A 15,054-nucleotide genomic window follows, 5' to 3' on the forward strand; every position below is an offset into this window, starting at 1 on the left:
CAGTGAGGGCCGAGTCCGGCGACTCGGCCCTCACACTGCCTCCCCCGCCGACGGGCCCGCGGATCGGTGAACTCGAGTCGAAGAGTTGCCGAACAAGTCCCGATTCCCACCGATTTCGCACCCTTCGGTCCTCAAGTCAGGTCACAGTGAGCATGTGGATATCGAGATTCCTCTGGGTCGGCGCGACCGTCTGTATCGAGCCTGCGAGCTCGTCCCCGGAATCGTCAGCGGCCTCGCTCTCACGCTGCTGTTCATTCTGCCGTTCTTCAGCCCACTGCTCGCCGTGGGATTCGTGCTCGGGATCGCCGGACTCGTCTTCGTCCGCAGCGTGCGCGGCGCCGTCGACCTGACTCGGGGGTACCTGCGCTACCGGGCCGCGATCAGGGTCGACTACGCGGCCCGTCTCGTGGATCTGTCCCTGGCGAGGCGAGGACTGTCGGTTCCCGCCTCCCCGCATCAGTCGTACCGTGTCTCCCGGCACCGCGCGATGGTCGAGGAGGTGCAAGCCGATCCCTCCTCGATCCCCGATCCGCATTCGATCCGGCACGCAGTCATCATCGCCGCGTACAACGAACCGTTCGAGGTCGTGCAGGCGAGCCTGAGGTCTCTCGTCCAGTCCGCCCTGCCCGCCGAGCACCTGGCCGTGTTCTTCGCCTACGAGGAACGCGGCGGTCGCCCGATCGCGGAGACCGTCAGGCGGGTGAAGGAGGTCTTCGGAGAGTCCTTCGGTCACTTCGAGGTCGTCGAGCATCCCGCAGACCTGCCCGACGAGGTCGCCGGAAAGGGCGCGAACATCACCTACGCGGGACACCGGGTCTCCGCCTGGGCGGCCGCGCAAGGCCTCGACCCCTCGCTGGTCATCGTCACCACACTCGACTGCGACAACCGCGTCCATGAGAGCTACTTCGACGCCGTGAGCTACGAGTTCGCGCTCACCGCGAACCGGGGGCGGGCGAGCTATCAGCCCGTGAGCCTCTACACCAACAACATCTGGCAGGCGCCGGCGCCGACCCGGGTGATCGCCTCGGCGAACAGCTTCTGGAACCTTGTCAGCTCGGTCCGTCCCTTCGCCCTGCGGAACTTCGCCTCGCACTCCCAGCCCCTGGATGCGCTCGAGTCGATGGGCTACTGGTCGAAGCGCACCATCGTCGAGGACGGTCACCAGTACTGGCGCTCCTATCTGCACTTCGGCGGGGACTACACGGTCGTCCCGATCCACGTTCCCGTGCTGCAGGACGCGGTCGTCGCCGGAACCCTGGCGCAGACCCTGCGGGCGCAGTTCGCCCAATTGAGCCGGTGGTCGTACGGCGCCTCCGACGTCCCCTATGTCGCCGCCAACCTCATCCGGCACCGGCGCAGACTGCCGGTCCTCGACGGCTGGTTGCGTCTGCTCGTCCTGCTCGAGGGCCACGTGTCGCTCGCCGTGGTCTCGCTCATCATCGCGGTGGGCGGCTGGATTCCATTCCTCATCCTCTCGGGGACCGCCTCGGCGGAATTCGGATCCGCGCCCGTTCCCACGATCGTCGATCAGCTGCCCTTCATCGTGGGCGGTCTGCAGCAGATCGGCACGGTCTGCCTGCTCGTCGCGGTGGTCGTCCACGTCAAACTGCTCCCGCCGAGGCCGTTCAACTGCCCGAGGTCACGCACCCTCGGGATGTACCTGCAGTGGTTCCTCTACCCGGTCTCGATGCTCGTGTTCAATTCGTCCACGGCCCTGCACTCCCAGTCGCGGCTGCTCCTGGGACGGTATCGGGAGACCTTCGCCGTCACCGAGAAGGCTCGCGCGGAGTTCCGCTGACTCAGCACAAGGGCAAGGCACTGTGCCCCCGCGGCCTCGGACCCGCTAGTCTGGGATGACCGCGCAATCACGTCAGGAGCTTCCCTTGGCCTTCGACCTCGACGACATCGATCGCAGCATCATCGCCGCGCTCGTCGAGGACTCGCGCCTGAGCGTGCGGCAGCTGGCCGACCGCGTCCACATCTCCCGCTCTGCCGCGCACAAGCGCTTCACCGCCCTCGTCGAGTCGGGAGCGATCAGGAAGTTCACCGCCGAGGTGGACCGCTCCGCCCTCGGCATGTCCGTCATGGCCGTGGTCGTCGTCAAGATCGGCGAGCGCCCCTGGCCCGAGGTCCGGGACGACCTCGCGGAACTTCCGTTCGTCGAGAAGGTGCAGGCCGTCAGCGGCGACATCGATGCGCTCGTCACCGTCAATGCCCCGGACAACACGGCATTGTCCGAGGTGATCCTCCGCCGCATCCATGAGGTGCCCGGGGTCGTCTCGAGCCGTTCGCTGCTCATCCTCGACGAGGCGGAAGGCAGCCGGCCCGGCTCCTACAGCCACTGAGGCGGTTCAGTGTCGCTCGGCGGTGATGGTGGGGCCTCCGGCTCGGCCAAATGTCCGCCGCTCAGCGCGTGATCGGGTCCGTACGTCCACTCTTCGCGACACAGCCGGCCGCCCGTCCGGGAGCCCTGAAAAGGCCTGGAAACGTGACCTGAACCACTCCATCATGGGGGCATGAGCATCGACGTCCCCACGACTGGTCGCGCACTGCCCGAGTTGCAGCCGGTGAGATTCATCGGCGCGAACGGGCAGCCTGCGGACACCGACACCGCCGGCCTCACACCACCGAGTCTGAGCACGCTGCTCGGCCTCTATCGGCAGATGGTCCACGTCCGGCGCTTCGAAGCGCAGGTGACCGCGCTGACGAAGCAGGGTCGCTTGGCGACCTATCCCTCGGCTGCTGGACAGGAGGCGACCGAAGTCGGAGCGACGACCGCCCTCGGACCGACCGACTGGCTGTTCCCGACGTACCGCGACTCCGCCGCGCTGCTCACTCGCGGCGTTCCGGTGGCCGAGATTCTCGCGGCCTTCCGGGGAGACTGGCACTGCGGTTTCAATCCTTACGAATACCACATCTCACCTGCGGCGACGCCCCTGGCGACGCAGACCCTGCACGCTACCGGCTACGCGATGGCGTCGAAGCTGAAGAGGCGCGGCGAATGCACCCTGACCTTCTTCGGCGACGGCGCCAGCAGCGAGGGCGACGCCCATGAGGCGCTCAACTTCGCCTCGGTCTGGCAGACCCCCACGGTCTTCGTCCTCCAGAACAACCAGTACGCGATCTCCACTCCCCTGCGCGCCCAGTCGAACGCGACGATGTTCGCGGACCGCGCCGCCGGCTATGGCATCCCCGGCATCCGTGTCGACGGCAACGACGTCGCGGCCGTCTTCGCCGCAGTCAGCGCCGCCCTCGAGCGCGCCCGGGACGGTGAGGGACCGACCCTCATCGAATGCCTCACCTACCGGATCGAGTCCCACACGAACTCCGACGACCCGACCCGCTACCGGGATTCCGCGGAGGTCGACCACTGGAAGCAACTCGACCCCATCGACCGGGTGGAGAAGTACCTCCGCTCCCACGGCGCCCTCGACGACGTGGGCAATGAGGAGATCCTCGCCTCCGCCGAGGTGCTCGCCGCCTCCGTCCGTGACGCGATGAACACCGACTCCGAACTCGACCCGACCGAGATCTTCGCCCACGTCTACGCGAACCCGCGTACCCACCTGCGCGAACAGCAGGCGATCCTCGAAGCCGAACTCGCCGAGGCAGGCCGGCGATGACTGTCACCGCTCTCACCTCGACCGAGGAGGACCCTGCTCCCACCTCGGTGACCATGGCGAAGGCGCTCAACCGGGCGCTGCACGACAGCCTGGCCGAGGACGAGAACGTCGTCGTCTACGGCGAGGACGTCGGTCGCCTCGGAGGAGTCTTCCGTGTCACCGACGGTCTGCAGGCGGAGTTCGGGACCGAGCGGGTCTGGGACTCTCCGCTCGCGGAGTCGGGAATCGTCGGCACCGCCGTGGGCATGGCGATGGCGGGCATGCGGCCGGTCGTCGAGATGCAGTTCGACGCCTACGCGTACCCTGCGTTCGAGCAGATCGTGTCCCAGGTCGCGAAGATGCGCAATCGCACGAAGGGCCGGGTGAGCCTGCCGATCACCATCCGGATCCCATGCGCCGGCGACATCGGCGGCGTCGAGCACCACTCGGACTCCTCGGAGGCCTACTGGTGCGCGACCCCGGGCCTCACCGTCGTCACCCCCTCGAACCCGGCCGATGCGTACTCGATGCTGCGGGAGTCGATCGCCTCCGACGACCCCGTCATCTTCATGGAGCCGAAGTCCCGGTATTGGATGAAGGACCAGCTCAGCCTGCCCGTGACAACTGCCCCGATGGGCCGGGCGCAGGTCGTTCGCGCAGGCAACGACGTGAGTCTGCTGGCCTACGGATCGACTGTGCGCACAGCTCTCGCCGCCGCCGAGGTGGGTGCTGAGCACGGCCTGTCCGTCGAGGTCGTCGATCTGCGATCGCTCTCGCCCTTCGACGACGCAACCGTGTCCGCATCGGTGCGCAAGACCTCGCGCGCGGCCGTCATCCATGAGGCCGCGCAGTTCGGCGGATTCGGCGCCGAGGTGGCCGCCCGGGTCACCGAACGCAACTTCGTCCACCTCGCCGCCCCGATCCTGCGGATCACCGGCTTCGACACCCCGTATCCGCCCCCGAAGCTCGAGGAGCACTACTTGCCGACGCCCGAACGCGTGCTCGACGCCATCGAAACCTGGGACTGGGAGCTGTGATGAGCGCCGCCAGCCATGACGGCGACCGGGCACCGACCCGAGATTTCATCCTCCCGGACCTCGGTGAGGGGCTGACCGAGGCCGAACTCATCGCCTGGAAGGTCGGCGAGGGCGACGAAGTGCACGTCGATCAGTTGGTCGTCGAGGTCGAATCCGCCAAGAGCGTGGTCGAGCTGCCGTGTCCGTTCGCCGGCAAGATCGCGACTCTGCATGCTCGTCCCGGTGACACCGTCACCGCAGGCCAGGCCCTATTGACCGTCGCCGAGGTGGAGAGCGCTGATGCTGTTTCCGCTGACAGGTCTGTCCCCGCCGACGGTTCTGTGTCCGACGGCAGTTCTGTGTCCGGTGGCAGCGATGCACCTGTCGAGGAGTCTCAGGGACGCAGCGCGAACCTCATCGGATACGGCACGAGGGAGCGTCAGTCGCGGCCGACCAAAAGGCGGTCCTTCGGTTCGAGGACTGCGGGCCTGACGCCAGTCCCGGACCTCCCCGCCGAGGACGGCCTCGCGCACGCACCGGCCGCCTCGGCGCCCACCCCCGCGACCGCCTCGGCGAAGGCGGCTCCAGCCGGAAGCGACTCGTCTGCCGTGTCCCCGGTCGTCTCCCCCATCGTGCGCCGGCTCGCGAAGGAGCACGGTCTCGCCGCGAAGCACCTGCAGGGGTCCGGTCCCGGAGGAGTCGTCACCCGCGCGGACATCGCCGCCGCAATCGAAGAGAAGGCGGCCCCAGAAGAAGCGGCCCCGTCGGTTGAAGCCGGTGCTGATAACGTCACCCGCGATACCCGTACCCCGATCACCGGCCTGCGCAAGATCGTCGCCGAGCGCCTGACCAAATCCCGGCAGGAGATCCCCGAGGCAACGATCTGGCTCGACGTCGACGCCACCGAACTGCTCGCCACGAAGCGCGCCCTCGAAGCACGGACCGGTGAGAGGTACTCGCTGCTGTCCCTCGTCGCACGCTTCGTCGTCGCGGGCCTGAAGAAGCATCCGATCCTCAACTCGTCCATCGACACGGACGCCGGTGAGATCGTCACCCACTCGGACATCAATCTCGGTCTAGCCGCCCAGACTCCGCGCGGGCTCATGGTTCCCGTCGTCCATCAGGCGGGCGAGATGAGTCTGCGCCAGCTGCGCGACGCGATCTCGGACACCGTCGGCAAGTCGGCAACCGGCAAGTTCAGCACCCAGGAGCTCTCCGGCGGCACGTTCACACTCAACAACTACGGGGTGTTCGGCGTCGACGGCTCCGCCCCGATCATCAACCTCCCCGAGGTCGCGATGCTCGGCATGGGCCGGATCAAGGACCGGCCCTGGGTCGTCGACGGTCAGCTCACGGTGCGCAAGGTCATGTACCTGTCGTTCGTCTTCGACCATCGAGCCTGTGACGGCGCGGAGCCGAGCGAGTTCCTCACCTTCGTCGCCGACTGCATCGAGAATCCGATCGCCCTGCTGCCCGAGGTGTGAGGCCTGTACTCGCACGGGTCACTGGGCTCTGCAGCCGTCGATGTCGATCGCGACGTCCCGTCTATAGGCCTGCCCTAGTCGTCGAGCAGCATTGCCGCGTACATCGGGCGTGCGGCGTCGGCGCTCGGTGGGTGGAACAGGCTCGCGGTCGCGTCGCGATAGAGGCGGCTGAGCTCATGCGAGTTGTCGAATCCGCTGCCACCGGTGCACATGAGCGCAGTCTCCGCCGCCCGCCTGGCGGCGCCCGAGGCCTTGATCCTCGCCCCGACGAGGCGCAGCGGCCACCCAGCCCCATGATCGACGAGCTCGTCGAAGTCCCGGGTATAGGCGTCGAGCATCGCGGGCACGCTGAGGTAGTCGAGGTGCGCATCGGCCAGGCGCGTCCGCGCTTCGGGCACCTCGGCGAAGGTGGTCCCGGACTTCGCCGATTTCCGCTTGTGCAGACCAGCTGCTCCGAGCTCCAGGGCCCGCCGCGCCACACCGGCGTAGACCGAGGCGATGAGCAGCTGGAAGTTGCTGGTGATCGCGAAGGTCAGCAGGTCGGGGTGTTTGCCCGTGGGGATGCGCCGCGACACGTGCTCGGGGCGCATCTTGACCTTGTCGAGGATCGTCGCGCGCGACTGTGAGGCCCGCATCCCGAGCACATCCCACTGGTCGGAGATGGTGATGCCCTCCGCCGAGCGCTCGATGAAGCCGTAGACCAGTTCGTCCGCAGCCGTGTTCCCATCGTCTGCCCCGGCAAGGCCGCCGCTATCGCTGCCATCCCCGCCCGAGACGAGTCCGTGCACGATCAGCCGGGTCCACACCGGCGAGAGTGAGGTGAAGATCTTCACCCCCGAGAGCAGATAGCCGCCGCCGTCCATCGGTTCGGCGGTCGTGGTCGACCCCTGCAGCACCCAGTCGTTCGAGGGCTCCGAGATCCCGAACGCGAAGATCTCCCCCGCCATCACCTCGTCGAAGACCCAGTTGAGCGAGTCGTCGCCGCGATCGTTCATCGCCTTGACCACTCCGGTGCACATGAGGTGCATGTTGATCGCGAGCGCCGTCGCGGGTGCCGCCGAGGCCAGGCGCTGCTGCAGCCGCGAGACCTCGTGCAGGCTCAGCCCCGGCCCGCCATGCGAGGCCGGAACGAACAGTGTCAGGTACCGCAGGTCTTTGAGATCCTCGAGGTCTTCGTCGAAGAAGCGGTTCTCCCGGTCGTAGTCTCCGGCACGCTCACGGAACCGTTCGAGCACCTCGGCGGGCAGGTACTGCTCCGCCAACTCGGCATGGCGGACTTCACGGTCGGTCACTGGATCTCCTTGCTCGTGGCGGTCGTGGTCTGTCGGTGGCAGGCTCTGCGGCGCGGACGTCGTGGTCCTTGTCATCGACCGGCACTCCGGTCATCGATCGGCACCCGCACGGCGGAGCACGATCGCCCCATTGTGGCCGCCGAAACCGAACGACGTCGACAGCACGGTCTCGACACTGCTCCCGCGTCCGGGTCCGCGCGCCTCGGTGACGAAGTCCCATCCCTCGAACTCAGGATCGCCGAGGTTGATCGTCGGCGGCAGCGACTGCTCCCGCAGCGTCTGGGTGGCGATGATCGCCTCGACCACGCCCGAGGCGCCCAGAAGATGCCCGGTGCTCGACTTGGTGGCGGTGATGGAGATCGTGCGTGCCCGCTCCCCGAATGCGCTGTCGAAAGCGGCGAGTTCGGCGGCGTCTCCGGCGGGGGTTCCCGTCGCGTGCGCGTTGATGTGGTCGATGCCGCTCGCGTCCAGCCCTGCGTCGCGCAGGCATTCGCGGACGGCGGCTGCGGCACCGCGTCCCTCGGGGTGCGGGGTGGTCGGGTGGTGGGCGTCGCTGGCCGCACCGAATCCCGCGAGCTCGGCCAGCACCTCGGCGTCGCGGGCCCGGGCGGACTCGGCCGACTCGAGCAGGACCGCCGCCGCGCCCTGGCTCATCACGAACCCTGAGCGAGTCCGGTCGAACGGCCGGCAGGCGGTGTGCGGTTCGTCCTCGAACCCGGCGGCGAGCGCACGCATGTTCGCATTCGACGACAGGTTGACCGGATTGAGGCAGTCCTCCATCCCGACCACCAGCACGGCGTCGGCGTAGCCATGGCGGATGCGGCGCAGTCCTTCGCCCAAGGCGATCGCACCGCTCGCGCAGGTCGCGGACACTCCCTGAGCCGGACCCTGGATGCCGTAGCGCTGGCTGAGCAGGGCCGCGGCGGAGTCCGGGGCGCCATGGATGGCGAGCGTCAGCGGCACCGCGCGCGGTCCTCCCTCGAGGAGCGCGCGGGTCGCCTGCTGCATCGCGTCGACCGGACCGGATCCGGTGGCGGCGATGACCCCGATGCGACTGCTCTCCCAGGGCAGCTCAGTGGCCGCCGGGCCGCGGCCCCCGACGACACCGGAGCCCCCGCCGACGCCGGAGCCGCTCGGCCCCAGCCCTTGGGCCAACGCCTGGTCCGCGGCGGCGATCGCCCAGTGCTGGACGGGGCTGAGTCTGCGGGCGAGCGCCCGCGGAAGGACCGCCCCGGCGTCGAAGTCCCTGACCTGGCCGCCGATGCGCACCGCGAGGTCGGCGAACTCCTCACCGTCGAGACGCTCGATCGCGCTTCGGCCCGCGCTGACCGAGGCCCACAGTGCTGCGACGTCGTGCCCGCTCGGGGTGATCGCTCCCAGTCCTGTGATCACGACCGCCCGGTGCCGCTCGTCCTGGCGATACCCGGCATCGGCCGGCATCGCCGCGTCCTCCGCGCTTGCCGCGCTCATAGGCGCTCTCCTCGTCCCTGCATGATCAGGTCAACCGTTTCGGTCCGTCGGATCTTCCCGCCCACCGTGCGCGGCAGCCGCTCAAGGCGGTAGATGCGACGCGGGACGAACTGGGGCGCCAGATGCTCGCGGGCATGGGCGAGGAGTTCGTCCTTGACGACGTCCTGCTCGACGACGAGGGCGATGACGCTGCCGAGCCCGGCGTCCTCCAGTGCCACTGCGCAGACCTCGCCGAGGCTCTCGCAGCTGTCGAAGGCCCGCTCGACCTCCGGCAGCGAGACTTTGTGCCCGCCGGTGACGACGACGTCACCGGCCCGGCCGGCCAGCTGCAGCATGCCGCCCGCGATCCGCCCCTGATCGTGGACGGTCGCCCAACCGTCGGGTCCCTTGAGCTTCGCATCGGTGGTGCCGCTGACGTATCCGTCGGAACACGCGGCCGCCCGCACCCACAGAGTGCCGAGTTCGCTCTCCGCCGCAGGCGTTCCATCCTCCGCCCGGATCTCCACCTCGATGGTGTCGTAGACACTGATCCAGGTGCCGTCTCCCGCGCGGCTGTCACCGATGAATCCGATCTCTGCCGCGCCGTAGTAGCTGATGAGGCGGGTGTGCGGAAGAACCTCGCCGAGGCGGTCGCGGATGCTCGCGGGCAGGTTCGCCCCTCCGGTGACGACGAGTGCGAGGCCGGCGAATCTTTCCGGGCTGCGACGGGCGGCATCGGCGAGGGCGCGGACCACAGCGGGGACGGCCACGACCCGGGTGATCGACTCGTCCTCGATCCGTCGGCTCATCTCGAGCGGGGCGAAGGTGTCGGCGACGTGGACGCTGCCCCCGGTCGCCAGACATTCGATGACGGCGTAGAGGGTGAGGCTGTAGGAGATCGGGCCGGGGGCCAGGGTCGCGACGCCGGGCAGCGGCTCGAGATGCGCGGCGGAGACGCTGACGTTGGCGCGGTACTGGTCCCGGGACTTGAGGAACGCCTTCGGATTGCTCGTGGTGCCGGAGGAGAAGAGCATGAGGAAGGGTTCGGCTCCGTTCCGGACGCTCGGGCTCGGCGCCTGCGCCGGATCGATCGCGGTCTCCCTTTCACGGAACCGGGCGACGGAGATGACGGTGCCGGTCCACCCCTGGGCGGCGAGCGCCTCGGCGAGGGCATCCGAATCACTGATCACCACTCCGATTCCAGTGCTGATGGCGACCCCGACCTGATGGTCCAGCGGCCACCGCGGATCGATCGTCGCCGAGACCGCGCGGAAGCCCGCGAGGCCAGCAACGATCCGGGCTGTGTCGAAGGCCGAATCGAGGCTGATGGCGGTGATGGGGATGCCCTGGGTCTCAGACGCGGGTGTCGGGGGCTGTGCCTGATCGCCGTGCAGGGCAGTGACGACGGCGAACATCCTCGCGGAATCGGAGACCAGATCACGGTAGCTGAGCCGGTCATGCGACCCGACGATGGCGAGCTGATCGGGTCTGCGCTCGGCGACCTCGAGGATGCTCCGTGTGATCGGCAAACCAGACCTCCATACTCTCAATCCGCCCTCATCACATTCATGGATGACGACAATTGCATTTTCCGATGAGCCGGACAAAACTCGAGTCTTCATTGTAATCGTTCAATTCAAGACGCTCGCGAGGCGGCCCCGACGGAGAAATTCCCAAAACAATTCTGGATGCAGTGAAGAATGTCGACTTCGAGCAAAGAACGTCGCATCGCTCCAGACCAGGCGGCATGCTCGAAACCAAGGAAGCTCCAGGAGAATTGTTACCGAGCGGTTTTCCCCTACGTTGCATCCGACAATTCAAAAATGACGATTGACTTTCAGTCGTACACCGCTATAAATTTATCTCCTGCTTTACGGAATTGGGTTTCCGTATCGTGAAAGACTTAGCGAGAACCGGACACCTTCGAGAGGACTCAACGTGGAGACCCAGGCACAGCCAGACGACCCCGACATCACCAAAGCGGAGACGCTCACGGGCACCGACAAACTCAAGTTCACCCCCGTGGAGGTCCCGGAGCCGGGAGTGAAGCCCAACAGAAAGGGCATCGGCAAACTGCGCTGGGGAATCGCGACGCTGCTGTTCTTCGGCGTGCTCATCAACTATATCGACCGCAGTTCGATCGCCGTGGCCGAGGGCCACATCCGTGATGACTTCGGTCTCTCCGCAGCCGAGATGGGCGTCGTCCTCTCGAGCTTCGGCTGGTCGTACGTGCTCATGCAGATTCCCGCCGGCCTGCTGCTCGACAAGATCGGCATCAAGTGGGTCTTCCGCGTCGCCACCATCATGTGGAGCCTGTCCTGCTTCCTCACGGCGATCATCAGCGGCACAGGCCTGCTGATCCTCGCCCGCATCGTCCTCGGGATCGCCGAGGCTCCGATCTTCCCCGGCGCCATGAAGATGACCGGTTACTGGTTCCCGCGCTCGGAACGCGGGACGGCCACCGCCGTCTTCGACTCCGGTCAGCGATTGTCGAACGTCATCGGATTCCCGCTGGTCGCCGTCGCCGTCGTCTCCTTCGGCTGGCGCGGCGCCTTCGTCGCCATGGGCCTGCTCAGCCTCGCCTATGTCATCGTCTTCTTCTGGAAGTACCGGGACCCGAAGGAGTCCTACCGCAAGGGCCTGATGAAGCAGACAGAGCTCACCTACATCCGAGAGGGCGGCGCCCAGGACGAGGACGCCCCGCGCCCGAACCCGCTGTCCAACCTCGGCTACATCCTCAAGCAGCGCAAGGTCTGGGGGATGTCGATCGGCCTCGGCTGCGCCGGCTACACCCAGTGGATGCTGCTCACCTGGCTGCCCGGCTACCTCCAGTCCGAGATGGGCATGAACATCATGTCCTCGGGCATCTTCACCGCTCTGCCTTGGCTCATCGCCGTGGCCGTGGAGTTCATCTTCCCGGGCTGGCTGCTCGACCACCTCATGCGCATCGGAAAGTCCGGCACCTTCGTCCGCAAGACGTTCATCATCGTCGGCATGCTCATCGCGATGACGGTCATGGGTGCGGCGTTCACCGATAACGTCGCCTGGGCTCTGTTCTGGATCACCCTGGGCACCTGCGGGATCACAATCTCCTTCTGCGTGACGAACTCGCTGCCCGCCCTCATCGCTCCTGAGGGCGGAGTCGGTGCCACCGGCTCGGTGATGAACACGGTCAACAACCTCATCGGCACCTCGGCGCCGATCGTCACCGGATTCGTCGTCGACATCACCGGGGGATTCAACGGTGCGTTCATCATCTGCGGCATCCTCCTCGGCATCGGCATCTTCTTCTACACCGTGGTGCTCGGACCCATCGTCCAGATCCCCACCGCAGAAGAGCGGAAGGCCGCCGAGCTGGCAGCTGCCTCAGAGTGACCCTGTTGGAGGTGAGCCGCCCTCTCTGAGGTGGAGAGCGCGACTTCGCCGACGCGAGGTGAGCCACCCTCTCCGAGGTGACGGAGAGTCGCCCTGAACCGCTAAGTTCATACGGAAGAGGACCGCGATCGACCTGTTACGAGTCGACCGCGGTCCTCTACTATGTCTGCTCGGTTCGCCTTCTGCGTCTGTTCGGCCTTCCACGATCACTCAGAACGCTGGCCCTCTTCAGTCTGCCGGGGTTCACCGCGCTCCCTCAGGGCACCGGCATCCATCAGTCTGCAGGCACGGCGTACCTGAGCAGGACGCCGCCGGTGTCGATCGGTCGCGCCTCGACCAGATCGAGCGGTCGGGGCGTGGACGCCGGCTTGAACAGGGGCGTGCCCTCGCCGAGGATTACTGGCGCGACTCCGATGAGCAACTCGTCGACGAGGTCTGCCTGGAGCAGCGCATCGGTGAGCACAGCGCTGCCGAAGACGTAGATCGGCCGCTCATCGACCTCCTTGCGGCGCTGCAGCTCTCCGACGATATCGGCCGTCACCTCGGTGTTCTGCCAGCTCGCCTCTTTCAGCGAGCGCGAAGCGACGAGCTTCGGCGCGCTGTTCATATAAGCGGTGATCTCCGAGTCCTCGTCGGCTGTCGGCCAATAGGCGGCCATTCCCTCGTACGTGACCCGGCCGAAAACGAGCAGACCGAGCTCTTCGCCGAAGCGAATGCTCAGACGCCTGAGGTCTTCACCCCAGATATGTTCGTGGAGCGCGAGGTCCCATTTCTCAGCCCCCTCGAAGTACCCGTCGAGGGAGACGACATTCCATACGATCAGTTTTCCCATGACCACACCTTTCTGATTGCAATCTGCAACTGGATAATCAGCAGACTACTCCCAGCAGTTGCAAATTGCAATCAGTTTTCGAGAGAACCTCAAGTTGTCGGCACTTCGCTTTGATTTCACGTGCAGAATCGAAACGAACTGCAGACACTTTGGCCAGGCTCGCAGCGAAGTCCACACAACTCGCCGACCGCCGCGGGCGCGGGCCGTCCAACGTCGCCCACGCTGCCCACGCCGCCGGTCACTGCCTACCACCGTGGGCGCAGCTGACCGCCCGCACGCGCCACGGCCGCCCCGCACGCCGTGCCACCTCGGCGGAAGACACGAAACGCGGGTGCCGGGTCGAGAAGAATGGAGCTGCTTCTCGACGCGACACCCGCGCCCGGTTCGATCGACGTCAGTCGGCGACAGTCAGACTCTCAGCCCGCCACACCGACACCGGAAACGTCAGTCGGCGACGTAGTACATGCGCTTGTTGACGAACTCGTCCATGCCGTACGGGCCGAGTTCGCGGCCGAAGCCCGAGCGCTTGGTGCCGCCGAACGGGATCTCCGCGCCTTCGCCGGCAGGCGTGTTGACGTTCGACATGCCGACGTCGAGGTGACGGGCGATCTTCTCCGCGCGCTCCTTGTCCTTCGAGAACACGGCGCCGCCGAGCCCGAAGGGCGTGTCGTTGGCGAGCTTGACCGCTTCGTCGTCGCTGCTCACCTTGTAGACGGTGGCGACGGGACCGAACAGCTCTTCGCGGTAGGCGTCCATCTCCGGAGTCACTCCGGTCAGGACCGCCGGTGAGAGGTAGGCGGAGCCATCGTCGGCGAGTTCGCCGCCGACGAGGTCTGCCCCCTGCTCGACGGCCCGCTCGAGCTGCTTGCGCAGGTTCTCGGCGGCGCCGCGGGAGGACAGCGGCGTGTAGACCGTGCCGTCGCCTGCCTCCGCCGGCTTGCCGGGCTTGGCCGCCTGGGCGCGCTTGGTCAGTCCCTCGACGAAGTCGTCGTAGATGTCCTCCATGACGATCATCCGCTTGTTCGAGTTGCAGGCCTGGCCCGTGTTGTACATGCGGGTGCCCCAGGCGGTGTCCACGGCCTCCTCGAGGTCCTCGGTGTCGAGGACGATGTAGGGGTCGGAGCCGCCGAGCTCGAGCACGCACTTCTTCAGGTGCTTGCCGGCGAGCGCGGCCACGGCGGAACCGGCCCGCTCGGAACCGGTCAGGGAGACACCCTGGATCCGGTCGTCGGCGATGATCGTCTCGATCTGCTCATGAGTGGCGAAGATGTTGTTGTACACGCCCTCCGGGACGCCGGCTTCCTTCATGATGTCGGCGATCGCAGAGGCCGAACGGGGGCAGATCTCGGCGTGCTTGAGCACGATGGTGTTGCCGAGCACGAGGTTCGGGGCGGCGAACCGAGCAACCTGGTAGTAGGGGAAGTTCCACGGCATGATGCCGAGCAGAGGACCGATCGGACGGCGCTGGATGAAGGCCTTGCCACCGGAGTAGGTCTTGATCTCCTCGTCCTTGGCGAACTCGGGGCCGTTGTCGGCGTAGTAGTTGAAGATCGCCTCGCAGAACTCGGCCTCCTCGATGCCTTCGGGGACCGGCTTGCCCATCTCCTCGGCGATGATCTCGGCCAGCTGCTGCTTGCGCTCACCGAACAGGTCGGCGACCTTGTTGACGATCGCTCCCCGCTCCTCGATGGTCTTCTCGCTCCACGACGCAAACGCCTTGTCCGCGGCGTCGAGGACCTGGCTGACCTCCTCTTCGGTCGCGTTGTCGAAGCGTTCGATGATCTCCCCGGTCACGGGGCTCTCGACGCGGTAGCCGCCTGCAGCGCTTCCTACATTGCTCATTTACGACTCCTTCGGCTCGTGGGCGCCCGGGTGGCGCCGTCTTCAAGCGATTGCATGCTTCTTCACCGTCTCTGGCGACGGATTGCGCATGCTCAGGTCTCACGCTATCAACACAGTGACCCAGGCAACAAGTGGCGAAACCTGTGGGCTTCGTGAGTCCCG

Annotated in this window: 11 protein-coding genes; 6 read left to right on the top strand and 5 right to left on the bottom strand. The window is 66.8% G+C overall.

Annotated features, from left to right (window positions below; genetic code table 11):
• Positions 1-154 precede the first annotated feature (154 nt).
• From RIT73_RS03420 to RIT73_RS03440, 5 genes are all read left to right on the top strand, one after another.
• Complete coding sequence (locus RIT73_RS03420) at positions 155-1,798, top strand: glycosyltransferase family 2 protein (RefSeq protein WP_309130652.1); 1,644 nt, start codon at positions 155-157, stop codon at positions 1,796-1,798.
• 55 nt (positions 1,799-1,853) lie between these two features.
• On the top strand, positions 1,854-2,345 hold the full coding sequence (locus RIT73_RS03425; protein WP_309130653.1) for an Lrp/AsnC family transcriptional regulator: 492 nt from the start codon (positions 1,854-1,856) through the stop codon (positions 2,343-2,345).
• Between the two features lie 171 nt (positions 2,346-2,516).
• The gene (gene pdhA, locus RIT73_RS03430; protein WP_309130654.1) at positions 2,517-3,623 is read left to right on the top strand and encodes a pyruvate dehydrogenase (acetyl-transferring) E1 component subunit alpha; all 1,107 of its coding nucleotides are present in this window, start codon (positions 2,517-2,519) and stop codon (positions 3,621-3,623) included.
• Positions 3,620-4,639: an alpha-ketoacid dehydrogenase subunit beta gene (locus RIT73_RS03435; RefSeq protein ID WP_309130655.1), complete on the top strand. Its 1,020-nt coding sequence runs from the start codon at positions 3,620-3,622 to the stop codon at positions 4,637-4,639. The genes pdhA and RIT73_RS03435 overlap by 4 nt, the downstream gene beginning before the upstream one ends.
• Positions 4,639-6,102, top strand: a complete 1,464-nt coding sequence (locus tag RIT73_RS03440; RefSeq protein ID WP_309130656.1) for a dihydrolipoamide acetyltransferase family protein — start codon at positions 4,639-4,641, stop codon at positions 6,100-6,102. The genes RIT73_RS03435 and RIT73_RS03440 overlap by 1 nt, the downstream gene beginning before the upstream one ends.
• A gap of 74 nt (positions 6,103-6,176) precedes the next feature.
• Here the strand turns inward: RIT73_RS03440 and RIT73_RS03445 are convergent, their stop codons facing one another.
• The 3 genes from RIT73_RS03445 to RIT73_RS03455 form a co-directional block, all read right to left on the bottom strand.
• On the bottom strand, positions 6,177-7,394 hold the full coding sequence (locus RIT73_RS03445; RefSeq protein ID WP_309130657.1) for an acyl-CoA dehydrogenase family protein: 1,218 nt from the start codon (positions 7,392-7,394) through the stop codon (positions 6,177-6,179).
• Between the two features lie 90 nt (positions 7,395-7,484).
• Complete coding sequence (locus RIT73_RS03450) at positions 7,485-8,834, bottom strand: beta-ketoacyl-[acyl-carrier-protein] synthase family protein (protein WP_309130826.1); 1,350 nt, start codon at positions 8,832-8,834, stop codon at positions 7,485-7,487.
• 26 nt (positions 8,835-8,860) lie between these two features.
• Positions 8,861-10,372, bottom strand: coding sequence for a fatty acid--CoA ligase family protein (locus RIT73_RS03455; protein WP_309130658.1), 1,512 nt, complete (start codon positions 10,370-10,372; stop codon positions 8,861-8,863).
• 409 nt (positions 10,373-10,781) lie between these two features.
• On the opposite strand from RIT73_RS03455, the gene RIT73_RS03460 reads away from it, so the two are divergent.
• Complete coding sequence (locus RIT73_RS03460) at positions 10,782-12,218, top strand: MFS transporter (protein WP_309130659.1); 1,437 nt, start codon at positions 10,782-10,784, stop codon at positions 12,216-12,218.
• 274 nt (positions 12,219-12,492) lie between these two features.
• On the opposite strand, the gene RIT73_RS03465 is transcribed toward RIT73_RS03460, so the two are convergent.
• Positions 12,493-13,050, bottom strand: coding sequence for a dihydrofolate reductase family protein (locus tag RIT73_RS03465; RefSeq protein ID WP_309130660.1), 558 nt, complete (start codon positions 13,048-13,050; stop codon positions 12,493-12,495).
• A gap of 444 nt (positions 13,051-13,494) precedes the next feature.
• Positions 13,495-14,892, bottom strand: coding sequence for an NAD-dependent succinate-semialdehyde dehydrogenase (locus RIT73_RS03470; RefSeq protein ID WP_309130661.1), 1,398 nt, complete (start codon positions 14,890-14,892; stop codon positions 13,495-13,497).
• Positions 14,893-15,054: the final 162 nt, after the last annotated feature.

Source organism: Brevibacterium sp., assembly GCF_031179145.1.
Lineage (GTDB): Bacteria > Actinomycetota > Actinomycetes > Actinomycetales > Brevibacteriaceae > Brevibacterium.

What these genes read in the sequence shown, in the direction of transcription:
- RIT73_RS03425 (WP_309130653.1), top strand. Translation starts at nt 1,854, where the DNA reads ATGACCGCGCAATCACGTCAGGAGCTTCCCTTGGCCTTCGACCTCGAC.
- RIT73_RS03440 (WP_309130656.1), top strand. Translation starts at nt 4,639, where the DNA reads ATGAGCGCCGCCAGCCATGACGGCGACCGGGCACCGACCCGAGATTTC.
- RIT73_RS03450 (WP_309130826.1), bottom strand. Translation starts at nt 8,834, where the DNA reads ATGCCGGCCGATGCCGGGTATCGCCAGGACGAGCGGCACCGGGCGGTC.
- RIT73_RS03435 (WP_309130655.1), top strand. Translation starts at nt 3,620, where the DNA reads ATGACTGTCACCGCTCTCACCTCGACCGAGGAGGACCCTGCTCCCACC.
- RIT73_RS03465 (WP_309130660.1), bottom strand. Translation starts at nt 13,050, where the DNA reads ATGGGAAAACTGATCGTATGGAATGTCGTCTCCCTCGACGGGTACTTC.
- pdhA (WP_309130654.1), top strand. Translation starts at nt 2,517, where the DNA reads ATGAGCATCGACGTCCCCACGACTGGTCGCGCACTGCCCGAGTTGCAG.
- RIT73_RS03470 (WP_309130661.1), bottom strand. Translation starts at nt 14,892, where the DNA reads ATGAGCAATGTAGGAAGCGCTGCAGGCGGCTACCGCGTCGAGAGCCCC.